The sequence below is a fragment of the Providencia sp. PROV175 genome, from assembly GCF_032707045.1.
Taxonomy (GTDB): Bacteria; Pseudomonadota; Gammaproteobacteria; order Enterobacterales; family Enterobacteriaceae; genus Providencia; species Providencia hangzhouensis.
The window spans coordinates 4,307,772-4,334,047 of the sequence record NZ_CP120533.1 but is presented as its reverse complement, the minus strand read 5'-3'; the positions used below and the strand labels follow the sequence as shown (position 1 = coordinate 4,334,047).

General features: G+C 43.0%; 16 protein-coding genes, 2 tRNA genes, 4 rRNA genes and 1 riboswitch. Of the genes, 15 read left to right on the top strand and 7 right to left on the bottom strand.

Annotation, left to right across the window (positions count from 1 at the left end):
• Window positions 1-16: 16 nt before the first annotated feature.
• From gadC to argE, 4 genes are all read right to left on the bottom strand, one after another.
• Window positions 17-1,567, bottom strand: a complete 1,551-nt coding sequence (gene gadC / locus P3L44_RS19895; protein WP_140172846.1) for a glutamate:gamma-aminobutyrate antiporter — start codon at window positions 1,565-1,567, stop codon at window positions 17-19.
• A gap of 112 nt (window positions 1,568-1,679) precedes the next feature.
• The gene (locus tag P3L44_RS19890; RefSeq protein WP_140172845.1) at window positions 1,680-3,080 is read right to left on the bottom strand and encodes a glutamate decarboxylase; all 1,401 of its coding nucleotides are present in this window, start codon (window positions 3,078-3,080) and stop codon (window positions 1,680-1,682) included.
• A 704-nt stretch (window positions 3,081-3,784) separates the two neighbouring features.
• Complete coding sequence (metF, locus tag P3L44_RS19885; RefSeq protein WP_094961904.1) at window positions 3,785-4,669, bottom strand: methylenetetrahydrofolate reductase; 885 nt, start codon at window positions 4,667-4,669, stop codon at window positions 3,785-3,787.
• Between the two features lie 237 nt (window positions 4,670-4,906).
• Complete coding sequence (argE, locus tag P3L44_RS19880) at window positions 4,907-6,061, bottom strand: acetylornithine deacetylase (RefSeq protein WP_112308370.1); 1,155 nt, start codon at window positions 6,059-6,061, stop codon at window positions 4,907-4,909.
• Window positions 6,062-6,163: 102 nt separating this feature from the next.
• On the opposite strand from argE, the gene argC reads away from it, so the two are divergent.
• The 4 genes from argC to argH all read left to right on the top strand — a co-directional run bounded on the left by argC (window position 6,164) and on the right by argH (window position 10,679).
• Complete coding sequence (argC, locus tag P3L44_RS19875; RefSeq protein WP_239354306.1) at window positions 6,164-7,168, top strand: N-acetyl-gamma-glutamyl-phosphate reductase; 1,005 nt, start codon at window positions 6,164-6,166, stop codon at window positions 7,166-7,168.
• A 14-nt stretch (window positions 7,169-7,182) separates the two neighbouring features.
• Window positions 7,183-7,959 carry an acetylglutamate kinase gene (gene argB / locus P3L44_RS19870; RefSeq protein WP_004265333.1) on the top strand — a complete coding sequence of 259 codons (777 nt, stop codon included), beginning with the start codon at window positions 7,183-7,185 and terminating at the stop codon, window positions 7,957-7,959.
• A 44-nt stretch (window positions 7,960-8,003) separates the two neighbouring features.
• Window positions 8,004-9,224, top strand: coding sequence for an argininosuccinate synthase (locus P3L44_RS19865; RefSeq protein WP_004265334.1), 1,221 nt, complete (start codon window positions 8,004-8,006; stop codon window positions 9,222-9,224).
• Between the two features lie 78 nt (window positions 9,225-9,302).
• Entirely contained in the window at window positions 9,303-10,679 is a 1,377-nt protein-coding gene (gene argH / locus P3L44_RS19860; RefSeq protein WP_096863587.1) for an argininosuccinate lyase, read from the top strand.
• 64 nt (window positions 10,680-10,743) lie between these two features.
• Here the strand turns inward: argH and P3L44_RS19855 are convergent, their stop codons facing one another.
• Window positions 10,744-11,094, bottom strand: a complete 351-nt coding sequence (locus P3L44_RS19855) for a hypothetical protein (protein ID WP_239354308.1) — start codon at window positions 11,092-11,094, stop codon at window positions 10,744-10,746.
• A gap of 987 nt (window positions 11,095-12,081) precedes the next feature.
• Between P3L44_RS19855 and oxyR the strand changes: the two genes are divergently transcribed.
• Entirely contained in the window at window positions 12,082-12,987 is a 906-nt protein-coding gene (gene oxyR / locus P3L44_RS19850; protein ID WP_004265340.1) for a DNA-binding transcriptional regulator OxyR, read from the top strand.
• Between the two features lie 74 nt (window positions 12,988-13,061).
• Here oxyR and sthA read toward each other — a convergent pair whose 3' ends face one another.
• Window positions 13,062-14,459, bottom strand: coding sequence for a Si-specific NAD(P)(+) transhydrogenase (gene sthA / locus P3L44_RS19845; protein ID WP_004265342.1), 1,398 nt, complete (start codon window positions 14,457-14,459; stop codon window positions 13,062-13,064).
• Between the two features lie 350 nt (window positions 14,460-14,809).
• Here sthA and fabR point away from each other — a divergent pair, with 350 nt between their 5' ends.
• Both fabR and P3L44_RS19835 read left to right on the top strand, forming a co-directional pair.
• A complete protein-coding gene (fabR, locus tag P3L44_RS19840; RefSeq protein WP_004265350.1) occupies window positions 14,810-15,466 on the top strand; it encodes an HTH-type transcriptional repressor FabR in 657 nt (218 codons plus the stop codon).
• A gap of 12 nt (window positions 15,467-15,478) precedes the next feature.
• Entirely contained in the window at window positions 15,479-15,868 is a 390-nt protein-coding gene (locus tag P3L44_RS19835; protein ID WP_004265352.1) for a YijD family membrane protein, read from the top strand.
• A 70-nt stretch (window positions 15,869-15,938) separates the two neighbouring features.
• Here the strand turns inward: P3L44_RS19835 and trmA are convergent, their stop codons facing one another.
• Window positions 15,939-17,036, bottom strand: coding sequence for a tRNA (uridine(54)-C5)-methyltransferase TrmA (trmA, locus tag P3L44_RS19830; protein WP_239354312.1), 1,098 nt, complete (start codon window positions 17,034-17,036; stop codon window positions 15,939-15,941).
• Between the two features lie 110 nt (window positions 17,037-17,146).
• A riboswitch (cobalamin riboswitch) is annotated at window positions 17,147-17,244 on the top strand.
• 73 nt (window positions 17,245-17,317) lie between these two features.
• Here trmA and btuB point away from each other — a divergent pair.
• The 8 genes from btuB (at window position 17,318) to rrf (P3L44_RS19790) (ending at window position 26,165) form a co-directional block, all read left to right on the top strand.
• Window positions 17,318-19,186, top strand: coding sequence for a TonB-dependent vitamin B12 receptor BtuB (gene btuB, locus P3L44_RS19825; protein WP_239354314.1), 1,869 nt, complete (start codon window positions 17,318-17,320; stop codon window positions 19,184-19,186).
• Window positions 19,131-19,994 carry a glutamate racemase gene (murI, locus tag P3L44_RS19820; RefSeq protein ID WP_239354316.1) on the top strand — a complete coding sequence of 288 codons (864 nt, stop codon included), beginning with the start codon at window positions 19,131-19,133 and terminating at the stop codon, window positions 19,992-19,994. Before btuB ends, murI begins: the two co-directional genes overlap by 56 nt.
• A gap of 528 nt (window positions 19,995-20,522) precedes the next feature.
• Window positions 20,523-22,059: ribosomal RNA gene (locus P3L44_RS19815) — 16S ribosomal RNA — on the top strand.
• 130 nt (window positions 22,060-22,189) lie between these two features.
• A tRNA-Glu gene (locus P3L44_RS19810) sits at window positions 22,190-22,265 on the top strand.
• Window positions 22,266-22,614: 349 nt separating this feature from the next.
• A 23S ribosomal RNA gene (locus tag P3L44_RS19805) occupies window positions 22,615-25,637 on the top strand.
• A 149-nt stretch (window positions 25,638-25,786) separates the two neighbouring features.
• Window positions 25,787-25,902, top strand: a 5S ribosomal RNA gene (gene rrf, locus P3L44_RS19800).
• Between the two features lie 45 nt (window positions 25,903-25,947).
• Window positions 25,948-26,023, top strand: a tRNA-Thr gene (locus tag P3L44_RS19795).
• Window positions 26,024-26,049: 26 nt separating this feature from the next.
• Window positions 26,050-26,165: ribosomal RNA gene (gene rrf, locus P3L44_RS19790) — 5S ribosomal RNA — on the top strand.
• The 16S, 23S and 5S rRNA genes sit together here with 2 tRNA genes alongside, the layout of an rRNA operon.
• Window positions 26,166-26,276 lie beyond the last annotated feature (111 nt).

Sequence of the window (26,276 nt, the reverse complement as noted above, 5' to 3'; positions counted from 1 at the left end):
TTATTTTTACGGGTTATTACGAGTTGGATGAACCATCGTCTGGTTTATCATGATGAATCAAGTGATACGTAGAGCGAGCTCGAGGGTGAATAAAGAAATGGTTAGCTGGCGCATTATGCGTTTTGATATGCACCATAGAGACATTAGTTTTCTTACCTTGTTTGTTATGGAAAGCATAAATTACAAAGGGCAGTAAGAAAATAATCACAAAGCTAACCGCAAGTAACGTCACATAGGTGGTATTACTCGCACCATTCGGTAAAGAACTCGGTGGGAAGAATGAAATCACAAAGGCTAAGATAGAAACAATTAGGCCGACTAACGCAATGAGAAGTTTAATGCCTTTACCTCCCGGTATATTGAAGACACGTTTTTTCTCTGGTTGTTTGCAAACTAACTGCATATAACCTAAAAATAGCATGAAATAGCTACATAAATAGATAACTACCGTTAAGGCTAGAGCAATAAGGAATGACATATTACCACCGCCCCCAGTATTGGTGAGGACGATAATCGCTACTGTTGTGATCAACAACTGCGAAATCACCAGTGTTACCGGTACGCCATTTTTATTCACCTTGGCAAAGCCTTGCGGCAGAATACCTTTCTGTGCCGCGACATACATCCCGCGGGATGGCCCCACAATCCAAGAGGCAATCTCAGCCAGCACGCCAAGCAATAATAGTGCCGCAATAATTCTCACTGCCCATTCAAGGGATGAATTAAAGTGTGTGACAAGCACATTGAATGTTTGTACCACACCAGCAGATAAATTAATTTCACTGTTTGGGATCACCGCTGCTACCGATAACCCACCAATTGAGCTTAAACAAATTGCCGCTATCATGAGTAAAAACATCGCTGCGGGGTAATCTCGACCGGGGTTTTTCATCTCATTAACGTGAGTTGCTGAAGCTTCAACACCCATATAGCTCAAAATAAAGGCGACAAATACCACGAGTGTGCCAATTTTGGTGAAATCAGGAATAAAGGTTTCAGTACTAATTTCAATGGCCAATGGAGAGCCGCTGGCTAAATAGCTGATCGCTAGAAAGACCAAAATTAGCGCTGGAAGCAAGATGCCTGCGAAAAAACCGACTTTCGCAATCGTGGCAGTATATTTAGTTCCGCCAAATTGGGTGAAAGCCAATACCCAGAGAATAACAAGTGCCCCTATCGTTTTAGTGATTGGGTCTGTATTCAGTTCTGGCCAATTCAAAATATAAGACAGTGCCCCTAATACGAAATACAGCATAGGAATAAAGCCAATCGCAATTTGTAAATAACCAAATGAAATAGCGGCAAATCCCCAACGTTCGCCTAATGTATTAGAAACCCATGCAAATACCCCACCTTCCTCCCAACCTTCTACGGTTGCCATTTCTGCGGCACACAATGCGACAGGAATAAACCACAATAATCCTCCTAATAGCAGGAAAAATACGAGGCTAAAGCCAGATGTTGCAAATGTTGGATATTCATAAACGGCCATCACCATTGATGCAGTGATGGCAAAAAAGCCAAGTAGTGTCAGTTGCTTTGCGGCTGGAGCTGTCGTTGTTGCCATACGAGTTCTCCTCAAATCGATAAACAATCTGCCTTTTCAGGGCGGATCTCAGTAGGAGCCAAAGAACCTAAGGCTCTTTGGCTCGTTAACAACACAATCATGAATAAAAGAATTAACTGTGATTAAAGCCGCCGCCTTCTTCTTCTGTTAGCGGTTTATTGACGGGGTGCTTATCGAAATACTCTAAGGTGCGTTTGAAGTCATCAATGAGTAATGCGGCTAAATCTAAACTAACCCCATGACGCACTAGAATACGTTGAATAACAAGGTCTTCACGGTTTGCTGGCATGGAGTAAGCAGGAACTTGCCAGCCACGACTACGTAGTTTGTCTGCGATATCATAGAGGGAATATTTGCTGGTGGCTGTGCCTTCTTTCAGTTTCCATGCTAATGCAGGGATACCAGTTTGGCTATCACCATCAAAAATCATTTCAAATGGCCCTAATTTTTCAATTTCGCGGCTGAGGTATTGTGCAGTTGCATAGCAAGCGTTGTGGATTTTTGCATAGCCTTCGCGACCCAGTCTCAAGAAATTATAATATTGAGCAATGATTTGACCGCCAGGGCGAGAGAAATTTAGTGCGAACGTTGGCATATTACCGCCTAAATAATTCACATTAAAAATCAATTCTTCTGGAAGGTCTTTGGCTTCACGCCAAATAACCCAGCCAGCGCCTAATGGCGCCAAACCAAATTTATGGCCTGATGCATTAATGGATTTTACACGTGGTAAGCGGAAATCCCATTCTAAATCTGGTGCACAAAATGGAGCTAAGAAGCCGCCACTAGCACCATCCACATGGATAGGAATATCCAGCCCAGTTTCTTTTTGCAGTTTATCGAGCGCATCGTGTACAGCTTTTACGGGCTCATATTGGCAGGTAAATGTCACTCCAAGGGTCGGTATGACACCAATAGTATTTTCATCGACACGTTTGAGTACCTCTTCCGGTGTCATGATGAGGCGGTCACCTTCAAGAGGGATCTCTCGGAGTTCAACATCGAAATAACGAGCAAATTTGTGCCAACAGATTTGAACTGGGCCACAAATTAAATTAGGTTTATCGGTCGGTTTTCCTTTAGCGGCTTGTTTTTTGCGCCATTGCCATTTTAGCGCTAGCCCACCAAGCATTGCAGCCTCTGAGGACCCGATGGTTGAGCAACCAAGGGTATTTTCTGCATCCGGTGAATTCCATAAGTCCGCTAACATATGTACGCAGCGGTTTTCAATTTCTGCTGTTTGTGGATATTCGTCTTTATCTATCATGTTTTTGTCGATAGACAAATCCATCAAATCACGAATTTCATCATCCACCCATGTCTGGCAAAATGTTGCTAAGTTTTGGCGTGAATTCCCATCTAGCATTAATTCATCGCGTACTGCACTAAATACATTACGTGGTGCTTGTTCTTTCAATGGAAACTTGGTTTTTGGTAATGATTTGGATAATTCTAATGATGCGTAGACATCATCCATTCCACTGTGTTTTGAATTTAATGCATTATTACTCATGTTTTAATTCCTCAATGACCATGTGGTAATTAAATACTATTAATCTTGAGCTCAATATTAAATATACGCCGTCTTTTTAAAAATTCAAAAGTGTTCAAATAAAAAAGATAATTTAATGAAAATTGTCATAATTAGAAAGTAACAGTGGAGTGAATGATGGTTTGTGGCCATTTTGGTTGTAGATAATTTTTCTTAATAGCTGATTGCGTTCATAAAATGATGCTAAAAACCACTCAATTTAACTAAATTATTACATTTTTATGGTTTTTATTTCTATGTATTTAGCTTTTTAGTTGTTTTTATTTGATTTATATGGGCGAAAAATGTAGTGGAAATAAATAAATGTTCATAAAAAACTAATATTTCAATAATTTTAAGTTATGTAACTTTTATTTAAACTCTGATTTTCATAATGTTTAAAGTTAATTTATACCGTTAACCGTTAAATATAATTATTGTGGCAAAATGAATTTGAATATAAAGAAAATAATAGCATGAGTTATATTGTGGAAAAGTAGTTCGCGAATCTAATCAGTTTAGATATCACGTTAATATATTTACCTTAAAGACACTGGTTCTTTTTTAAACAAGAAATAACTAGTTCTAGCTATTTGATATTTTTTTCTGGGAAAATAGAAGATATTTATAAGAATAGAAGAAAATAGCAAAGGGATGAGACAAAATATTCGCCTCATCCGACTAAATTAAGGCCTAACTCCCAAAGTATGGCAGATAGCATAGGTGAGCTCAGAGCGGTTCAGCGTGTAAAAATGAAAATCTTTCACGCCTTCACGGCTAAGAATTTTGACCATATCCATGGCGATTGATGCGCCGACAAGGTTACGGCTCTCAGGGTCGTCATCTAACCCTTCGTACATTTTACTCATCCATGCAGGAATGCGTACGTTAGTCAGTTTGGCAAAGCGCTCGAGTTGACGAAAGTTAGAGACGGGTAAAATCCCCGGCACGATTTCCACATCAATGCCTGTCGCGACGCAGCGGTCACGAAAACGTAAATAGCTCTCAACATCAAAGAAAAACTGAGTGATTGCACGGTTAGCTCCCGCATCAATCTTCTTTTTTAAACTAATTAAATCGGCTTGAGCGCTTTTGGCTTCAGGGTGAACTTCAGGGTAGGCCGCAACAGAAATATCAAAATCCGCTTCACTTTTTAACAGCTCGACTAGATCAACAGCATACATATCTGGTTTACGGCTGTTGTCAGGTAAATCACCACGCAATGCAACAATATGGCGAATACCATTATTCCAATAGTCACGAGCAATGGCTTTCAGTTCATCAGGGCTTGCATCAATACACGTTAGGTGAGGGGCTGCAATTAAGCCCGTTTTATCTTTAATATCTTTGATGATGCTGTGCGTTCTGTCGCGTTCGCCGGAATTCGCACCATAAGTCACAGAGACAAATTGAGGTTTCAGGTTTTTGAGCCTATCAATAGATTTCCATAGTGTCTGCTCCATCTCTTCACTGCGAGGTGGGAAAAACTCAAATGAAACATTAATTTGGCCATCTAACTCAGCTAAGTTTTGATTTAGCGCTTCGCGCTGATTTGCGTGAAAAAAACTCATACCCTGTAACCTCGCAATTTGCAAACTAACTATTTTTTGTACGTTATTATATCCATTTGTGCGTCTATACGTTTAGACGTCCAAATAGAAATTACCAGATCGGTACCAATAGTCAATACTTAAATTAAATTATGACGCTGAGGTTTTTTCAAAGACAACAGGAAAATAATTCATGATAAAAAACGCGACTCTTTTCAGAGTCGCGTGAGTCGCGTTCGAATCAATGGCTCGTCAGATTTACTCAGTGAAACAGAAGTGCTCAACCATTTGGCTAATTAATTGGCGAGTAGGTTCAATAAAGCGCATATCGATAAATTCATCAGGCTGATGTGCTTGCTCAATAGAACCAGGGCCAAGAACCAACGTCGGGCAGAGCTCTTGTATAAACGGCGCTTCAGTACAGTAATTCACGGTATCCGCTTTTTGCCCCAACAACTGTTCAATTACTGCCACCATCTTGTGGTCCGTTGGGCATTCATAGCCAGGGATCGGTGGATGCATGGGTTCAATCGCCAAGCGCCCCGGCCAACGGGCACTAACAGGCTCAAGAGCTTCATTGAGAAGTTCATCTAAGTCCTGCAAAGTCAGGCCGGGGAGTGGGCGAATGTCCATGTGTAATTCACAACAACCACAAATTCGGTTGGCTGCATCACCTCCATGAATATGACCAAAGTTCATCGTCGGGTAGGGAATGACAAATGCAGGGTTGTTAAATCGTTCTTTTAACGTATTTCGTAAGTCCATTAAATGGGAAATAGACTCATGCATTAATTCAATGGCATTGACCCCACGTTCTGGGTCACTAGAATGCCCCGATTGTCCAGTAATGCGGATAGCATTTGATAAATGTCCTTTGTGCGCACGAATCGGTTGTAACGACGTCGGCTCACCAATAATCGCAAAATCCGGTCTTAGCGCTGTACTGGCTGCAAAATAACGTGCGCCAGCCATCGATGTTTCTTCATCCGCAGTGGCCAATATATGCAGTGGGCGTTTGAGCTGAGTTAAATCCATATCGCGTAACGCATCAACAATGAAAGCAAAAAAGCCTTTCATATCTGCGGTTCCGAGCCCATATAACTTGCCGTCATGCTCTGTTAGCTCAAACGGGTTTTTACTCCAACGTCCATCATCAAAGGGCACGGTATCGGTATGGCCGCATAGCATCAGCCCACCATTTCCTTCACCAATAGATGCAAGCAAATTATATTTATCTCGCGTTTCCGGCACAGGTTGAATGTTGACCGAAAAACCTAACGTCTCCAGCCACCCACCGAGAAGTTCCACCAGGGCTTTATTGCTCTGGTCCAAATGAGAATCAGTCGCACTAATCGACGGAGTCGCAATTAATTGACGATAAATCTCAATAAATGCAGGTAATTTAATATTCACTGTTGACAGCCTTTATCCATAATAGTATCAATATTCATGCACTTTATTTGAATAAAAATACACATTAAACTGTTTGGGTCACGAGTACAAGGTAGAAAGCATATGTTGAACACACTCATTATCGGGGCCAGTGGCTATACTGGAGCAGAATTAGCCGGTTATTTGCAACGCCATCCTGAAGTTAATCTTCAAGGATTGATGGTATCGAAGCAAAGTGCGGATGCAAATAAACGTTTTTCTGATTTACATCCTCAGTATAAAGGCATCATAGACCTTCCCGTTCTGCCATTAACCGATGTCGCAGAAGCAGCGGAAGGTATTGATGTTGTTTTTCTTGCCACTGCACATGAAGTAAGCCACGACATAGCCCCTCAGTTTCTTGAAGCGGGCTGCGTTGTGTTCGACTTATCGGGTGCTTATCGTGTTCAAGATCCTGCGTTCTATACGCAATACTATGGCTTTGAACATACAAATACTGAATGGCTAATGCAAGCAGTTTACGGTTTAGCAGAATGGCAGGCCGATAAAATTCGTCAAGCGCAACTGATCGCAGTACCAGGGTGTTACCCAACGGTTTCCCAATTAGCACTTAAACCATTGATTGAAGGCAATTTGCTAGATGAAGCTATGTGGCCAGTGATTAATGCCACCAGCGGAGTCTCTGGAGCAGGCCGTAAAGCCTCGATGACCAACAGCTTTTGTGAAGTGAGTTTGCAACCTTATGGCATCTTTACTCATCGCCATCAGCCAGAAATTGCGACTCACTTGGGAAGAGAGGTTATTTTTACACCACATTTAGGCAATTTCTCTCGAGGCATCCTTGCAACGATTACGTGCAAAGTAAAAGCGGGTGTTTCGGCAGAAAAAATCACACAAACGTTTAAAGATGCTTATCAAAATAAACCGTTAGTGCGGTTATATGAAAAAGGCGTTCCTGCATTGAAATCGGTAGTTGGTACGCCGTTTTGTGATATTGGCTATGTATTGAAAGGTGAACACCTGATTTTAGTGGGTACAGAAGATAACCTACTTAAAGGTGCGGCAGCACAAGCCGTTCAGTGCATGAATATTCGTTTTGATTTTGCTGAAACTCAGTCTTTATTTTAAGAAGGATTAACCCCATGCAACCCTTAGTGATTAAATTGGGCGGAGTGTTACTTGATAGCGTCGAGGCACTTGAAAAATTATTTACAGCGATTCAAACCTATCGGCAAGCACATCAACGTGAGTTGGTGATTGTACATGGCGGTGGCTGTTTAGTTGATGAATTGATGCAAAAACTGCAATTACCTGTCGTTAAAAAGCAAGGGTTACGAGTCACGCCAGCAGACCAAATCGATATCATTACAGGGGCATTAGCGGGTACGGCGAATAAAACATTACTGGCATGGGCAACGAAGTATCAACTTCCAGCCGTAGGGCTTTCTCTCGGTGATGGGCAAAGTGCCACAGTGACTCAATTAAACGAAGAATTAGGTCATGTCGGTGATGCCAAACCTGGCGATGCGAAATTATTGAAATTATTGTTAGGTGCGGGCTATTTACCCATTATCAGCTCTATAGGTATCACACCAGAAGGTGAGTTGATGAATGTAAATGCGGACCAAGCTGCAACCGCTATCGCCCAAGCCTTAAACGCAGATTTGGTTTTACTGTCTGATGTGAGCGGTATTTTGGATGGTAAAGGCCAAAAAATTGACGAAATGACGACGCAAAAAGCGCAAAAGCTCATTGAGCAGGGAATTATTACCGATGGAATGATTGTGAAGGTCAATGCGGCGTTAGACGCTGCGGCAGCCTTACAACGCTCTGTTGATATCGCAAGTTGGCGTCATGCAGAACAACTTCCCGAGCTGTTTAATGGAACAGCAATCGGAACACGGATCTTGGCATCATAAATGAGCCATGGAATAACTATATTAATTGAGCGGATAGGTACGTTATGAAAAAGGGCATTAAAAAGATTGTATTAGCATATTCAGGTGGCCTGGATACATCAGCAATTATTCCATGGCTAAAAGAAAACTATGATGATTGCGAAGTCGTGGCCTTCGTTGCGGATGTGGGGCAAGACCGTGAAGATTTAGTAGGCGTAGAGAAAAAAGCTCTACAATCAGGTGCATCAGAGTGCTATGTCGTCGATTTACGTGAAGAGTTCATCAAAGAATATATTTATCCTGTATTGAAAACGGGGGCGCTATATGAAGGTAGCTATTTATTAGGTACGTCAATGGCTCGTCCAATCATTGCTAAAGCGCAAGTTGAAATTGCCTTAAAAGTGGGTGCAGATGCTGTTGCCCATGGCGCAACAGGTAAAGGTAATGACCAAGTGCGTTTCGAAAGCACCTATACGGCATTAGCACCACAGTTACAAGTGGTTGCACCATGGCGTGAGTGGGACTTACGTTCCCGTGAAGCGCTGCTCGATTATCTGAAAGAGCGTAATATTCCAACAACAGCTAGCCTTGAAAAAATCTACAGCCGTGATGAAAACGCATGGCACATTTCTACGGAAGGTGGTGTTTTAGAAAGCACATGGAATGCTGCAAACCAAGATTGTTGGGTATGGACTGTCGATCCGCAAGATGCACCAGATGAAGCTGAATTAGTTACCGTTGGTGTCAAACACGGTGAAGTCGTTTCGGTAAATGGTCAAGCATTGTCTCCACTTGGCTGTTTAGAAGCATTAAATACTTTAGGTGCAAAACATGGAGTGGGCCGTATTGATATCGTTGAAAACCGTTTAGTGGGTATGAAATCTCGTGGTTGCTATGAAACCCCGGGAGGCACCATTATGATGGCGGCATTACGTGGTATTGAACAACTGGTTCTTGACCGTGACAGCTACAAATGGCGTGAGCAACTCGGCTTAGAAATGTCATATGTAGTTTATGATGGCCGTTGGTTCGCACCACTACGTCACTCGCTGCAAGCGGCTGCTGAATCATTAGCACAAGATGTGACAGGGGAAGTTGTTCTGAAATTATATAAAGGGCAAGTGACTGCGATTCAGAAAAAAGCGGATAAGAGCCTGTATTCTGAGGAATTTGCCACATTTGGTGAAGATGAAGTTTATGACCACAGTCATGCAGGTGGGTTTATTCGTCTTTACTCGCTGTCTTCACGTATCCGTGCGCTGAAAGAACAAAACAAAGCGAAGTAAATCAAATAGTAGTCTCCCGGCAGCCAAGACTGCTGTCGGGGTTAAAAACTTATTTTATCAATCAGGTAGGGATTAGCTATGGCACTTTGGGGTGGACGTTTTAGTCAGCAAGCGGATCAACGGTTCAAACAGTTTAATGATTCATTGCGTTTTGATTATCGCCTGGCGCAACAAGATATTATCGGCTCAGTCGCATGGTCAAAATCACTAGTAACAGTTGGTGTATTGTCTGATAGCGAACAACAAACTTTAGAACAAGCGCTAAACTCCTTACTGAAAGAAGTGCAAGATAACCCTGAAATTATCCTGCAAAGTGACGCAGAAGATATTCATAGCTGGGTTGAAGGTAAGCTGATTGATAAAGTCGGTGATTTAGGGAAAAAATTACATACCGGTCGTAGCCGTAATGACCAAGTGGCAACAGATTTAAAACTGTGGTGTAAAGACCAAGTCGCATTGTTGCTTGAAGCGGTAACCGAATTACAAAAAGCGTTGGTCATCACCGCAGAAAATAACCAAGATGCAGTAATGCCCGGTTATACGCATTTACAACGTGCCCAACCGGTGACATTTGCTCACTGGTGTTTAGCCTATAGCGAAATGCTAGCGCGTGACGAAAGCCGTTTAAAAGATACCTTAAAACGTTTAGATGTCAGCCCATTAGGGTGTGGGGCATTAGCAGGAACGGCTTATGATATCGACCGTGAGCAGCTTGCCTCTTGGTTAGGTTTTTCTTCTGCAACGCGTAATAGCTTGGATACGGTATCAGACAGAGATCACGTTCTTGAATTATTATCGAACGCAAGTATCGGTATGGTTCATTTATCCCGCTTTGCTGAAGATTTAATTTTCTTTAATAGTGGAGAAGCTGGCTTTGTTGAGCTATCAGACAAAGTGACATCGGGTTCATCACTCATGCCGCAAAAGAAAAACCCTGATGCATTGGAATTGATCCGTGGAAAATGTGGGCGTGTCCAAGGTGCATTGACAGGTATGATGATGACCCTAAAAGGGCTCCCTCTTGCTTACAACAAAGATATGCAAGAAGACAAAGAAGGGTTATTTGATGCATTAGATACTTGGTTAGATTGCATGCACATGGCTGCGTTGGTTCTTGATGGTATTCAAATTCGCCGTAGTCGTTGTGAAGATGCTGCGAAGCAAGGTTATGCGAATGCAACTGAACTCGCTGATTATCTGGTTGCTAAAGGTGTTCCATTCCGTGAAGCGCATCATATTGTGGGTGAGGCCGTTGTTGCCGCAATTGGGCAAGGTAAAGCTTTAGAGGAAATGGCTTTAAGTGATTTGCAAAAATTCAGTAGCACTATTCAGTTGGATGTCTATGAAGTTTTATCACTACAATCTTGTTTAGATAAGCGGTTAGCAAAAGGCGGGGTATCTCAGAAACAAGTGGCAAATGCTATTGTAGAAGCAAAAAAACGATTAGAGCTGTGATCGGTTATAGAAGATAAAAATGGGGGGTAGCATGACTACCCCAATTCCCATAGCGCGTTTGTTTTTAAATATATTTAATGGTTAGCATTCCGAGTTGTTTTTCTTCATTCACCCAGTTATATGAATACTCTCCTCTACCTTCATTGATTACCTTCCAATCTTGAGTATTTGCAACATCATTCAAGTTTATTTTGCTGGCAACCATATCAGATTGGTTATTTAAGCAATTCAGTGTGACATGATTGTCGGTCACTTCATTAAAGCAAGACGGAAATACGACTGCCCCAGAGAAATGAATAACCCCATTTTGTTGGTCATTACTTGCATAAGCATGAATAGATGCGGTTGTAACGAGCAGCAATGCACAGAGTGAACGAAGGCCAAATTTTTGAGTTTTTGTTAATAAATTTTTCATAATAGTATCCCGTCATTGATTTTTGATTAATCAACTTGCTGTATGTTTAAATTAGATTTGTGTGTGATTAAATAAGAATAATAATAATGAACTGATATTCCTTGGTGTTTTTGATGTGGGAATTATAAATTTAAAAACACTATTTAGGTGTAAAATTAAAAAAGGAAATGTTTAAAAATATAAAGAAAACAAAATTACTCTCATTGTAATTTAAAGTTATTCATTTGTATTTTGATGGTTAATAAGGCTGTATATTAAGAAGTTTGCAGTGTTTTGTTTTATTATTTGTGTTTTCTGTTAGTTTTTTATAGTTGGATTCTCTAGTGATTTTCTGTTGTTATCAATCTGTAATAGTGATTAAAATAAAATTTAACAAAATTAAGCTGCAATTTACATTTACTTTTATATAAAAACTTACAAACTTTAATAGAGAGTGAAAGGAAAGATAACAAAATGTTTCTTTTGTTTGAGATGAATATAATAAATATTTGTATGTTTTAATTAATTCAAAACTGATGAAGTGTGACTAAATGCATATTAAATTCTAATAATTTGGTTATTTTGGTGATATTCACTAAATGTTAAAATGAAGTTAATTTTATCTATTATGTGAATTAATGACACAAATAGTCTATATTTTTTGAGGAGAATGTTGAGATTTTACTTGGCAACGTTAGGATGTAATTTATTGAAATTTTATTCTAAAAAAACACGGTTAATGCTTTTATTAGGAATGTTATATTGAAATGCTAATGGTAAATGAATTTAATCATTAATTAACTATTCTCTCTGTTGAAGAGTCAGGAATGAGATACATTTTATTTCTAAATATTACACTTTGTTTCATTATATTGCGTGTATCCTTCAAAAAATGAGGTTTTCCCCCTATTTTTCAATTTATCAATAGATAAAACAAAACAATATCGATATAGTGATTGGTATTATCTATCTTTGGTTTGACAGAGAATTCACGAAAGGAAAAGAAATATGAATATTCGAGATTTAGAGTACCTTGTCGCACTCGCCGAACATAAACACTTTAGACGTGCCGCGGATTCTTGTCATGTTAGCCAACCTACTCTTAGTGGCCAAATTCGTAAATTAGAAGAAGAACTTGGCGTTATGTTGTTAGAAAGAACCAGCCGCAAAGTTCTTTTCACTCAACAAGGTTTATTATTGGTTGAACAAGCCCGTACTATTTTGCGTGAAATTAAAGTATTACAAGAAATGGCCGCCCTCCAAGGGGAAAGCATGTCGGGCCCATTACATATTGGTTTAATCCCAACGGTTGCGCCATATCTATTACCTCATATTATTCCGCAATTGCACCAAGCTCATCCGAAATTAGAAATCTATTTGCATGAAGCGCAAACTCAGCAATTATTAGCTCAGTTAGACAGCGGTAAATTAGATTGCGCTATTTTAGCGGAAGTTAAAGAAACGGAACCTTTTATTGTTGTTCCGTTATTCGAAGAACCGATGAAACTGGCTATTTATGAGAGTCACCCATGGCATGATCGTGATACGATTGAAATGAGTGAGTTGTCAGGTGAAAAGCTATTAATGTTAGAAGATGGCCACTGTTTACGTGACCAAGCGATGGGCTTCTGCTTCCAAGCGGGCGCGAAAGAAGACACACACTTCAGGGCAACGAGCTTAGAAACGTTAAGAAATATGGTGGCCGCAGGGAGTGGAATTACACTTTTACCTGATTTATCGGTGCCAAATGAAGTTTGTCGTGATGGGGTATGTTATTTAAATTGCATTGAACCTGAACCGAAACGAACTATCGTATTAGTTTATCGCCCGGGTTCACCGTTACGTGGGCGCTATGAACAATTAGCGGAGACCATCTATAACTCAATGGATAACTATTATAAAAATAGAGTTTAGGGTTAAGCTACCAATATTATTTTTTTAGTTGATGATGGTTGCCAGGTTATTGGCAACCATAAATCACAAAATAATTAAAATAGTCGATTTAAACCATTTAAAGCCGCAACACGGAAAGCTTCCGCCATTGTTGGGTAATTGAAGGTTGTATTCACGAAATATTCTATAGTATTACCTTCACCTTTTTGTTCCATGATAGCTTGGCCGATATGGATAATTTCAGCCGCTCTTTCACCAAAACAGTGAATGCCTAGTATCTGTAATGTTTCTCTATGGAATAATATTTTCAAACTACCGACATTCATACCTGCGATTTGTGCACGTGCTAAATGTTTAAATTGTGCCCGACCGACTTCATAAGGCACTTTCATTGCGGTCAATTCTTGCTCTGTTTTACCAACTGAACTAATTTCAGGAATAGTATAAATCCCTGTTGGAATATCTTCTACTAAATGAGCATCACCTAAACTACCACCAATGGCTCGGGCCGCAATTCGTCCTTGGTCGTAGGCCGCAGAGGCTAAGCTTGGGTAGCCGATGACATCACCAACAGCATAGATATGTTCATTAGTGGTGCGATATGCTTTATTGACTTTAACTAAACCGCGGCCATCAGCCTCAATCCCGACATTAGCGAGACCTAAGCTATCTGTGTTACCCGTTCTTCCGTTCGCATACAGTAAGCAGTCTGCTTTGACTTTTTTACCCGACTTCAGGTGAACAATAACACCGTCTTCGACCCCTTCGATTTTTTCATATTCTTCATTATGGCGAATAACAACGCCGCTATTCCAAAAATGATACGACAAGGCATCTGACATTTCTTGGTCAAGAAAGGCCAATAGATGATCGCGCGTGTTGATTAAATCAACTTTAACCCCTAATCCACGGAAAATAGATGCATATTCACAGCCGATAACACCAGCACCATAAATAATCACATGGCGAGGCTCGTGGGTCAGGTTGAGGATCGTATCACTGTTATAAATTCGAGAATGATTGAAATCAACATCGGACGGACAGTATGGACGAGAACCTGTGGCAATCACGATTTTATCCGCACTTAAAACGTCACAACTACCATCTGCGTAACGGACACTGATATGTTGCTCATCGATAAAGGTGGCTTCACCCGAAAACATTTGGCAACCATTACGCTCATAAAAACCTTGGCGCATGCGTGTTTGTTGGCTAATTACCGTTTCAGCATGACGAAGAATTTCAGAGAAAGAGGAGCTTAAGCTACGGGAGTTATCACTATAAAGAGGGTTTTGGTTGAATTCGATAATACGGCTAACAGCATGACGGAGGGCTTTTGAGGGAATGGTTCCCCAGTGGGTACAGCCTCCGCCGACATTATTATAACGTTCTATAACAGCAACGTTTTTTCCTTGTTTCACTAGCCCCATGGCGGCGCCTTCACCACCAGGACCGGAACCAATGACTATTGCATCAAAATGGGTAAGTTGCATGAGGTAAGACCTGCTCTAAAACAAAATGACAACAAGATGTTATCATTAGTTGGTTATTTCACCTAATTTCCTCGTCGTTTTTCAAATTGATACAGCGTTGGCTACACTCGCTTACCCTAGTCACATATTTATGCATGCTTCCAAGGATTTGCTGACGCATTGTTTAATAAAAGGTTGGTAGTATATCAGTGTTAAAAAACTAATTGAAAAAGGCTAAGTTAAATTCTGAAAATGAGTAAATTGTAGCGATAGTCGCTTTTTCTCCAAAACAGTTTAGCTATTTTCAGGTATGCTAGGCGAAGAGTAAGGCTTATTACATTTACCTTTCATGATAAGAAACTAGGATCACCGTGAGTAACACAATTGGCGTTAGAGCAAAACAAAAAGAAAAAACTCGGCGTTCACTCGTCGAAGCCGCATTTAGCCAATTAAGCGCTGAACGGAGTTTTACTAGCCTTAGTTTGCGAGAAGTTGCGCGTGAAGCTGGGATTGCACCGACTTCATTTTACCGTCATTTCAAGGATGTTGATGAACTCGGGCTGACGATGGTCGACGAAAGCGGCTTGATGTTACGCCAGCTAATGCGCCAAGCAAGGCAGCGTATTGCAAAAGGCGGGAGTGTGATCCGTACATCAGTCTCAACTTTTATGGAGTTTATTGGTAATAACCCTAACGCCTTTAGGTTATTATTGCGGGAGCGTTCAGGAACATCTGCTGAGTTTCGTGCTGCAGTCGCTCGGGAAATTCAGCATTTTATTGCGGAATTGGCCGATTATCTTGAACTTGAAAGCCGTATGCCTCGCCATTTTACTGAAATGCAAGCAGAGGCCATGGTAACGATTGTCTTTAGCGCAGGTGCAGAGGCGCTAGATATCGATGAAGAAAAACGCAGAAATCTCGAAGAACGGCTGGTATTACAGTTAAGAATGATAGCGAAAGGCGCCTATTACTGGTACCGCCGGGAACAGGAAAAACAAAATCAAACTGACCCAGACCTGACTAAATAATAAGGAGAATCAATGACGGATCAAAAAAGTTATGAAAGAAGCACATTATTGCTAGCCTTTGTGATTGGCCTTGCAACCCATGGAACCTTTTCAACGCTGTTTAACTCGCTGGTCGATTTTTCATTTTTCCCAATTTTAACCCTGATATTGGCAGTGTATTGTTTACATCAGCGCTATTTGCATCAAGCGATGCCTATGGGGCTGCCAAAATTTGTTGCCGGTAGTTTTTTTATTGGGCTTTTTGGCTATGCCGCGATTTTACGTGTGCAAAATCCTGAAATAGGCTCTAATTTTATTCCCGCAACCTTTATTGTCATTATCGCATTGTGGATGTACTCAAGCTGGAAAGCACGTAAGAAAGAAAAAGCGGAGCTAGCACTTGAACAAGAAGTTGAAAATTAAGTTTATACGACTTTTCTAATAGTAAGGCGCCGCAGTTCACATCACTGCGGCGTTTTTGTTTTTTAGTAAATTAATAGCGGCTCAGTAATACCCCACTTTCCATATGGTGGGTATAAGGGAACTGGTCGAATAAGGCTAATTTCTCTATTTTATGGGTTTTAGTCAGCTCAGCTAAGTTATCGCATAGCGTTTCTGGGTTACATGAAATATATAGGATATGCTCATAACCCTGAACTAGTTTCACTGTTTCTGCATCTAAACCACTGCGAGGCGGGTCGACGAATATAGTATTGCATTGGTAATCGGCTAAAGAAATACCTTCCAAGCGCCTAAATTCACGGGCACCTTGCATGGCTTGGGTAAAATCCTCTGCGGACATACGAATAATTTGTACATTTTCAATATTATTGGCTTCGATATTATATTGAGCAGCGGCCACTGAGGGCTTTGCAATTTCAGTCGCTAATACGCGTTCGAAGTTTTGCGCTAATGCTAAAGAGAAATTTCCATTTCCGCAGTACAGTTCCAATAAATCACCCGTCGAATTCTGCGTTGACTCAATTGCCCACTCCAACATTTTGATATTGACCTGTGCATTAGGTTGCGTGAAGCTATTTTCAACTTGGCGATAAACCATATTTTTACCCATAACAGGTAAGACTTCATCGACATAATCATTATCTAACATGATTTTTGTTTTTGACGCTCGGCCAATCAATTGCACATCAAAGCCTTGTTCAACTAAAGCGGCTTTTAACGCTTTTGCTTCTTCCATCCATTCTTCACCTAATTTTTTATGGTAAAGCAGCGAAACAATCAGCTTATTACTTAGTGTTGATAAATAGTCAATTTGAAATAATTTATGGCGCAGTAATTCATTTTGCTTAATTAACGGCAATAACGCCGCCATCATGTCATTGATCAATTGGCTAGCAACAGGAAACTGGTCAATACGAATACGCTCTTTCGTTTCTTTATTGAACATAATATGAAACAGGTCATCACCTTCATGCCAAATACGAAATTCAGCACGCATCCGATAATGGGATGTTGGAGATGAAAATATTTCAGGTTCAGGGGCGTTAAAAGGAGCCATCATCGCCTTTAAACGATCCGTTTTTTCTACGAGTTGTTGTTCGTAGTCTTCAGTATGCAAGGTGTTTGGCATGTTTGGCTCCATAAAGCAGTAATAAATTCGTATCAGGAGCGAAATTGTAGGGAATGCGGCGAAGATGTCCAGTTTTCATTATCCATCCGTAGACACTCACTACTATTCAACTTACGATAATAGGCTGTGGTTTAGGGAATTTGGTGTGAATCCAAGACTGACGCGCAACGGTAAAAGTCCGATACCTGCCACGCATCCAATCGCTTCGTTGAATATTCGCGCGGATCTTATATTCAACCTCGCGGAATGTTAATTAAATTGATTTTCCGAGTGTAACCATAATGAATAATAAAAAGTCGCTGCCGCTATCGGCCGCTGCGCTGGCAGTACTGTGCGCTACTTCTTCTTTGGCAAGTGCAAATGACAAAACTGACCAAGTGGTTGTGTCAGCTAATCGTTTCGAACAACCTATTTCTTCTATATTAGCGCCAGTGACGGTGGTCACTCGTGAAGATATCGACCATTGGCAGTCAAATACCATTATTGATGTATTAAGGCGCTTGCCGGGGGTGGATATTGCTCAAAATGGGGGGATGGGGCAACAAAGCTCTCTTTTTATTAGAGGAACAGAATCTCGTCATGTTTTAGTTCTAATTGATGGCGTTCGTTTGAATCAGGCGGGCATTTCAGGTTCATCTGATATGAGCCAAATCCCAATTTCTCTGGTACAGCGCATTGAGTATATTCGCGGCGCACGCTCAGCGGTTTATGGTTCTGATGCTGTTGGTGGTGTGGTGAATATTATTACTCGTCGTGATAACGATGGCACTACTTTAAATGCAGGCATTGGCTCACACAGTTACCAAAACTATAACGGTTCGACTCAGCAAAAAATTGGTGAAAATACAACGGTAACTGCCGCTGCGGCTTATACGCATACGACAGGCTTTGATGTAGAGGCAAGAGGGAATACAGGGGGGCATCGACAGCCTGATAAAGACGGTTTCCTTAATAAGACGTTATGGTTAGGTGTTGAGCATCAATTCTCTTCCGCTCTTTCTGCTTATGCACGCGCTTATGGTTATGACAATCGTACGAGTTATGACGGTACGCCAGCAGACACTCGTAAGCTATACAGCAGAACATATGAGTCTGGGTTGAAATATGCGAATGGTAAGTACTCTACAAGTTTGCTTGGGAGCTATAGCCATATGAAAGATTACAACTACAACTATCACAATGGGCGGTATGGTAGCGGTTCTGTAATTGATGAATCAGACCAATACAACTTTCAATGGGGTAATAGCTATAGATTAGAAAAAGGAAATATCAGTGCTGGGGTTGATTATCAACGTCAAAGCATTGAGCCCGGTGGTTATACGATGACAAGTAAAAAAGAAACCGTCAATAACACAGGTATTTATCTTACAGGACAATATGCACTCATCGACTCTGTCAATGCGGAAGGGGCAGTACGTTCAGATCACCATTCTGAATTTAACTGGCACACGACATGGCAATCAGGTTTAAGCTGGGAATTTTATGATGGATATAAGTTAATCGGTTCTTATGCTACAGCGTATAAAGCCCCTAACTTAGGTCAGCTTTATACGGATAATGTTGCTTGGAACATCAAAGGAAATCCAAATTTAAAACCAGAAGAAAGTAAGCAGTGGGAAATTGGTTTAGAAGGCGAAACAGGGTTATTGTTTTGGCAATTAACTGGGTATGAAAACGAGATAACTAATCTGATTGATTTCACTTCGGATCCAGTGACGCAAACTAGTTCTTATAACAATATTGGCAAGGCAAAGATTAAAGGAGTCGAGTGGAATGGTGAATTACAAACAGGCCTATTTAGCCATCAACTCACGTTACAGTATCTAGACCCAAGAAATGAAAAAACAAATAAAGTGCTTAATCGTAGAGCAAAACAACAAGTCAAATACCAGCTAGATTGGAACATTGCTGCTGTAGATATGGGGTTGACTTACCAATATATAGGCAGTCGTTATGATACCAATGAAACTTATCAACGCACTAAAGTCGGCGGCGTTAGCATCTGGGATCTCACCGCTGCATATCCAATCACTTCACATCTCACAATTCGTGGTAAAATAGCTAATATGTTCGATAAAGACTATGAGACCGCGTATGGTTATCGCACCGCTGGAAGAGAATATTTCCTTACAGGAAGCTACAACTTCTGATAACAACCTATCTGTTCGCCCGACCATTCTAGTGTTTGACTCTGGAGTGGGCGGGTTATCTGTTTATCGTGAAGTCAAAAAAATGATCCCGAATGCTCACTTTATCTATGCATTCGACAATGAAGCCTTCCCTTATGGTGAAAAAAGCGAAGAGTTCATTATTGATAGGGTCTATCAAATCGTAAATGCAATAGCTGCAAAACATCCTTTAACCATTGCGATTATTGCGTGCAATACCGCAAGTACGGTCAGCCTTCCTAATTTGAGAGCACATTTTACGTTCCCAGTTGTTGGGGTTGTTCCAGCCATTAAACCCGCAACCAAGTTAACGCGTAATGGCGTAGTTGGTTTATTGGCGACGAAAGGCACTGTAAACCGCGAATACACCAAAGAGCTGATCGAACGGTTTGCAACAGACTGCAAAGTGATTTCTCTCGGTTCTGCGGAATTAGTTCAACTTGCAGAAAGAAAGTTACATGGGGAAACTTTACCACTAGATGAAGTTGCTCAAACTGTCAGGCCATGGATTCGAATGCCAGAGCCGCCCGATACTGTTATTTTGGGTTGCACGCATTTTCCTCTATTAATAGAAGAACTCGAAAAAGTGCTACCAAATGGAACTCGATTCATTGATTCAGGTTCTGCAATCGCCAGAAGAACCGTTTGGCTCATTAATAATCAAGAAGAAATCGCCAATTCAGAGGAAGAAAACTTCGCATATTGCTTATTAATGGATGACAACGCAAAAGGATTACAGCCAGTTCTCGAAGCTGAAGGGCTCAAAACGCTGGAAAAACTAACTATCTAAGTCAAATTTGGTGGAAAGCTGAGCGAACAGGAAAAAATATGAAAAAAGGGGTTGCCAGATTTTTCTGACTCCCTATAATGCGCATCCACTGACCGGGAACAAGACAACGCAAAGCGCGATGAACACTGAAACGGCAGCGAGAGATTCTGAAAAGAAAAAGCAAAAAATTGCTTGACTCTCACGGAGGAAAACGTAATATACGCCTCCTCGCAGCAACGACCGAAAGGTTGGTTTTCATAAAGAAAAGCTGCAACGCTCTTTAACAATTTATCAGACAATCTGTGTGGGCACTCACAGGACACTATCAAAAAAATATTTGATTTTAAGTCTTGAAGAGTGACTAACACGTTAATTCATATATATGAAATAAGGTAGTAACGCTTATTTTGGAAGGATAACGCGAAGGCGAGCAGAGATAACCCGAGACAGTACTTAGGTACGGCGAGGGGAAGCGATGCGAAGCCGACAAAGTTAGCCGAACAAAAGAACGTTACGGTCAGTAAGACATTCTTTGAGCATCAAGCTTTTTAATTGAAGAGTTTGATCATGGCTCAGATTGAACGCTGGCGGCAGGCCTAACACATGCAAGTCGAGCGGTAACAGGGGAAGCTTGCTTCTCGCTGACGAGCGGCGGACGGGTGAGTAATGTATGGGGATCTGCCCGATAGAGGGGGATAACTACTGGAAACGGTAGCTAATACCGCATAATCTCTAAGGAGCAAAGCAGGGGAACTTCGGTCCTTGCGCTATCGGATGAACCCATATGGGATTAGCTAGTAGGTGAGGTAATGGCTCACCTAGGCGACGATCCCTAGCTGGTCTGAGAGGATGATCAGCCACACTGGGACTGAGACACGGCCCAGACTCCTACGGGAGGCAGCAGTGGGGAATATTGCACAATGGGCGCAAGCCTGATGCAGCCATGCCGCGTGTATGAAGAAGGCCCTAGGGTTGTAAAGTACTTTCAGTCGGGAGGAAGGCGTTGATGCTAATATCATCAACGATTGACGTTACCGACAGAAGAAGCACCGGCTAACTCCGTGCCAGCAGCCGCGGTAATACGGAGGGTGCAAGCGTTAATCGGAATTACTGGGCGTAAAGCGCACGCAGGCGGTTGATTAAGTTAGATGTGAAATCCCCGGGCTTAACCTGGGAATGGCATCTAAGACTGGTCAGCTAGAGTCTTGTAGAGGGGGGAGATTCCATGTGTAGCGGTGAAATGCGTAGAGATGTGGAGGAATACCGGTGGCGAAGGCGGCCCCTGGACAAAGACTGACGCTCAGGTGCGAAAGCGTGGGGAGCAAACAGGATTAGATACCCTGGTAGTCCACGCTGTAAACGATGTCGATTTGAAGGTTGTTCCCTAGAGGAGTGGCTTTCGGAGCTAACGCGTTAAATCGACCGCCTGGGGAGTACGGCCGCAAGGTTAAAACTCAAATGAATTGACGGGGGCCCGCACAAGCGGTGGAGCATGTGGTTTAATTCGATGCAACGCGAAGAACCTTACCTACTCTTGACATCCAGAGAATTTAGCAGAGATGCTTTAGTGCCTTCGGGAACTCTGAGACAGGTGCTGCATGGCTGTCGTCAGCTCGTGTTGTGAAATGTTGGGTTAAGTCCCGCAACGAGCGCAACCCTTATCCTTTGTTGCCAGCGACTCGGTCGGGAACTCAAAGGAGACTGCCGGTGATAAACCGGAGGAAGGTGGGGATGACGTCAAGTCATCATGGCCCTTACGAGTAGGGCTACACACGTGCTACAATGGCGTATACAAAGAGAAGCGACCTCGCGAGAGCAAGCGGAACTCATAAAGTACGTCGTAGTCCGGATTGGAGTCTGCAACTCGACTCCATGAAGTCGGAATCGCTAGTAATCGTAGATCAGAATGCTACGGTGAATACGTTCCCGGGCCTTGTACACACCGCCCGTCACACCATGGGAGTGGGTTGCAAAAGAAGTAGGTAGCTTAACCTTTGGGAGGGCGCTTACCACTTTGTGATTCATGACTGGGGTGAAGTCGTAACAAGGTAACCGTAGGGGAACCTGCGGTTGGATCACCTCCTTACCATTGAAGTGTTTTTGTGAAGTGCTCACACAGATTGTCTGATAGAAAGTAGAGCAATAGGCTATACGTGGGAGACTTATTCGAGAGAATAGGACTTACATGAAAGCACAAAAGTTTTTGTGATTTTCGTGTCCCCTTCGTCTAGAGGCCTAGGACACCGCCCTTTCACGGCGGTAACAGGGGTTCGAATCCCCTAGGGGACGCCAATTGCGCCGATATCGAGTGAAAGACGATGTCCCCAATAATGATTAAGTCAATTATATTGTAGTTGGTTTAACAATTATGCTCTTTAACAATCTGGAACAAGCTGAAAATTGAAAACAACGCACATTGTTTATCGCTTAAACAATGTGAGAGTCTCTCAAAATTTCAGACCTGAAATTTTCGGTCACTTTAGCGAGTGGCATGAGCGAGCAGTCAGTCCTTCGCGGCGGCCAGCGCACAGCAAGCGCAACATACATAAGTATGTGAGCATTGCGAGCACTGCCCAACAAAGAAGGAATGCACGCACAGCCATGACAGTAAGGTGAACGTTGAAACAATTTCGGGTTGTGAGGTTAAGCGACTAAGCGTACACGGTGGATGCCTAGGCAATCAGAGGCGATGAAGGACGTGCTAATCTGCGATAAGCGTCGGTAAGGTGATATGAACCGTTACAACCGACGATTTCCGAATGGGGAAACCCAGTGCAATTCGTTGCACTATCGTTTGATGAATACATAGTCAAACGAAGCGAACCGGGGGAACTGAAACATCTCAGTACCCCGAGGAAAAGAAATCAACCGAGATTCCCCTAGTAGCGGCGAGCGAACGGGGAGCAGCCCAGAGTCTTAATCAGCATTAGCATCAGGAGAACGGTCTGGAAAGTCCGGCAGTAAAGGGTGATAGCCCCGTATCCGAAGGTGTTAGTGTTGTGAACTCGACGAGTAGGGCGGGACACGTGTTATCCTGTCTGAATATGGGGGGACCATCCTCCAAGGCTAAATACTCCTGATTGACCGATAGTGAACCAGTACCGTGAGGGAAAGGCGAAAAGAACCCCGGCGAGGGGAGTGAAATAGAACCTGAAACCGTGTACGTACAAGCAGTGGGAGCCTTGATTTATCAGGGTGACTGCGTACCTTTTGTATAATGGGTCAGCGACTTATATTCTGTAGCAAGGTTAACCGAATAGGGGAGCCGTAGGGAAACCGAGTCTTAACTGGGCGAATGAGTTGCAGGGTATAGACCCGAAACCCGGTGATCTAGCCATGGGCAGGTTGAAGGTTGGGTAACACTAACTGGAGGACCGAACCGACTAATGTTGAAAAATTAGCGGATGACTTGTGGCTGGGGGTGAAAGGCCAATCAAACCGGGAGATAGCTGGTTCTCCCCGAAAGCTATTTAGGTAGCGCCTCGTGAACTCATCTTCGGGGGTAGAGCACTGTTTCGACTAGGGGGTCATCCCGACTTACCAACTCGATGCAAACTACGAATACCGAAGAATGTTATCACGGGAGACACACGGCGGGTGCTAACGTTCGTCGTGAAGAGGGAAACAACCCAGACCGCCAGCTAAGGTCCCAAAGTCATAGTTAAGTGGGAAACGAAGTGGGAAGGCTCAGACAGCCAGGATGTTGGCTTAGAAGCAGCCATCATTTAAAGAAAGCGTAATAGCTCACTGGTCGAGTCGGCCTGCGCGGAAGATGTAACGGGGCTAAACTATGCACCGAAGCTGCGGCAGCGAACGTATCACTTAAACTGATTAAGTGATACTCAAATGTATCAAAACGATTGACGGAGCGAAGCGACGTCAATGCGTCCAACAAAGTCGAGGCGGAAACGTCAGGCAGTCAGTTTAAGGATACGTTCGTTGGGTAGGGGAGCGTTCTGTAAGCCTGTGAAGGTGTGCTGTGAGGCATGCTGGAGGTATCAGAAGTGCGAATGCTGACATAAGTAACGATAATGCGGGTGAAAAACCCGCACGCCGGAAGACCAAGGGTTCCTGTCCAACGTTAATCGGGGCAGGGTGAGTCGACCCCTAAGGCGAGGCAGAAATGCGTAGTCGATGGGAAACGGGTTAATATTCCCGTACTGGTGATAATTGCGATGGGGGGACGGAGAAGGCTAGGCTATCCGGGCGACGGTTGTCCCGGTTTAAGGATGTAGGCAGGTGAATTAGGCAAATCCGGTTCACTACATGCTGAGGTCCGATGACGAGTCACTACGGTGATGAAGTAGCTCATGCCCCGCTTCCAGGAAAAGCCTCTAAGCTCTAGATTATCATTAATCGTACCCCAAACCGACACAGGTGGTCAGGTAGAGAATACTCAGGCGCTTGAGAGAACTCGGGTGAAGGAACTAGGCAAAATGGTGCCGTAACTTCGGGAGAAGGCACGCTGGCATTAGTGAAGTGAAGTTTTACTCATGGAGCTGAAGCCAGTCGCAGATACCAGCTGGCTGCAACTGTTTATTAAAAACACAGCACTGTGCAAACACGAAAGTGGACGTATACGGTGTGACGCCTGCCCGGTGCTGGAAGGTTAATTGATGGGGTTATCCGTAAGGAGAAGCTCTTGATCGAAGCCCCAGTAAACGGCGGCCGTAACTATAACGGTCCTAAGGTAGCGAAATTCCTTGTCGGGTAAGTTCCGACCTGCACGAATGGCGTAATGATGGCCAGGCTGTCTCCACCCGAGACTCAGTGAAATTGAACTCGCTGTGAAGATGCAGTGTACCCGCGGCAAGACGGAAAGACCCCGTGAACCTTTACTATAGCTTGACACTGAACATTGAGCCTTGATGTGTAGGATAGGTGGGAGGCTTTGAAGTGTGGACGCCAGTCTGCATGGAGCCAACCTTGAAATACCACCCTTTAATGTTTGATGTTCTAACGTTGCCCCATTATCGGGGTGCGGACAGTGTCTGGTGGGTAGTTTGACTGGGGCGGTCTCCTCCCAAAGAGTAACGGAGGAGCACGAAGGTTGGCTAAGCATGGTCGGACATCATGCGGTTAGTGCAAAGGCATAAGCCAGCTTGACTGCGAGAGTGACGGCTCGAGCAGGTACGAAAGTAGGTCTTAGTGATCCGGTGGTTCTGAATGGAAGGGCCATCGCTCAACGGATAAAAGGTACTCCGGGGATAACAGGCTGATACCGCCCAAGAGTTCATATCGACGGCGGTGTTTGGCACCTCGATGTCGGCTCATCACATCCTGGGGCTGAAGTAGGTCCCAAGGGTACGGCTGTTCGCCGTTTAAAGTGGTACGCGAGCTGGGTTTAGAACGTCGTGAGACAGTTCGGTCCCTATCTGCCGTGGGCGTTGGAAGATTGAAAGGGGCTGCTCCTAGTACGAGAGGACCGGAGTGGACGCACCACTGGTGTTCGGGTTGTCATGCCAATGGCATTGCCCGGTAGCTAAGTGCGGAAGAGATAACCGCTGAAAGCATCTAAGCGGGAAACTTGCCTTGAGATGAGTCTTCCCTGACTCTTTAAGAGTCCTAAAGGAACGTTTAAGACTAAGACGTTGATAGGTTGGGTGTGTAAGCGTAGCGATACGTTGAGCTAACCAATACTAATGAACCGTGAGGCTTAACCTGACAACACCGAAGGTGTTTTAGAGAGATAGAGTTGTTTTCGAGAAGTGAGAAGCCGGAAGGTGAAGGACACAGCAGCTTGTTCAAGATTGAAGTTTAGGTTTAGCAAATACCGAAAGTGTGTTGAGCTAAACGTGAACAAACAGAATTTGTCTGGCGGCAATAGCGCGGTGGTCCCACCTGACCCCATGCCGAACTCAGCAGTGAAACGCCGTAGCGCCGATGGTAGTGTGGGGTCTCCCCATGTGAGAGTAGGGAACTGCCAGACATTAAATTTTAAGGTTGTGTCAGTACTGACTGACCGCACCATATTGCTGATATGGCTCAGTTGGTAGAGCACACCCTTGGTAAGGGTGAGGTCCCCAGTTCGAATCTGGGTATCAGCACCATATAATCGGCATTTAAAAAGAATTTACCTAGCGGCAATAGCGCGGTGGTCCCACCTGACCCCATGCCGAACTCAGTAGTGAAACGCCGTAGCGCCGATGGTAGTGTGGGGTCTCCCCATGTGAGAGTAGGGAACTGCTAGGTTTTAAATATAAAGAAGCCACCCATTGGGTGGCTTTTTGCATTCTACTAATAGAATAATTTTCACTAATTATCTTATTTTCTTAATCCTGCTATTCACTCTTAATCCAGCCT

Coding starts and splice junctions, on each gene's coding strand:
- gadC (WP_140172846.1), bottom strand. CDS start 1,567: ATGGCAACAACGACAGCTCCAGCCGCAAAGCAACTGACACTACTTGGC.
- P3L44_RS19890 (WP_140172845.1), bottom strand. CDS start 3,080: ATGAGTAATAATGCATTAAATTCAAAACACAGTGGAATGGATGATGTC.
- metF (WP_094961904.1), bottom strand. CDS start 4,669: ATGAGTTTTTTTCACGCAAATCAGCGCGAAGCGCTAAATCAAAACTTA.
- argC (WP_239354306.1), top strand. CDS start 6,164: ATGTTGAACACACTCATTATCGGGGCCAGTGGCTATACTGGAGCAGAA.
- argB (WP_004265333.1), top strand. CDS start 7,183: ATGCAACCCTTAGTGATTAAATTGGGCGGAGTGTTACTTGATAGCGTC.
- P3L44_RS19865 (WP_004265334.1), top strand. CDS start 8,004: ATGAAAAAGGGCATTAAAAAGATTGTATTAGCATATTCAGGTGGCCTG.
- argH (WP_096863587.1), top strand. CDS start 9,303: ATGGCACTTTGGGGTGGACGTTTTAGTCAGCAAGCGGATCAACGGTTC.
- P3L44_RS19855 (WP_239354308.1), bottom strand. CDS start 11,094: ATGAAAAATTTATTAACAAAAACTCAAAAATTTGGCCTTCGTTCACTC.
- oxyR (WP_004265340.1), top strand. CDS start 12,082: ATGAATATTCGAGATTTAGAGTACCTTGTCGCACTCGCCGAACATAAA.
- sthA (WP_004265342.1), bottom strand. CDS start 14,459: ATGCAACTTACCCATTTTGATGCAATAGTCATTGGTTCCGGTCCTGGT.
- P3L44_RS19835 (WP_004265352.1), top strand. CDS start 15,479: ATGACGGATCAAAAAAGTTATGAAAGAAGCACATTATTGCTAGCCTTT.
- trmA (WP_239354312.1), bottom strand. CDS start 17,036: ATGCCAAACACCTTGCATACTGAAGACTACGAACAACAACTCGTAGAA.
- btuB (WP_239354314.1), top strand. CDS start 17,318: ATGAATAATAAAAAGTCGCTGCCGCTATCGGCCGCTGCGCTGGCAGTA.
- murI (WP_239354316.1), top strand. CDS start 19,131: ATGGTTATCGCACCGCTGGAAGAGAATATTTCCTTACAGGAAGCTACA.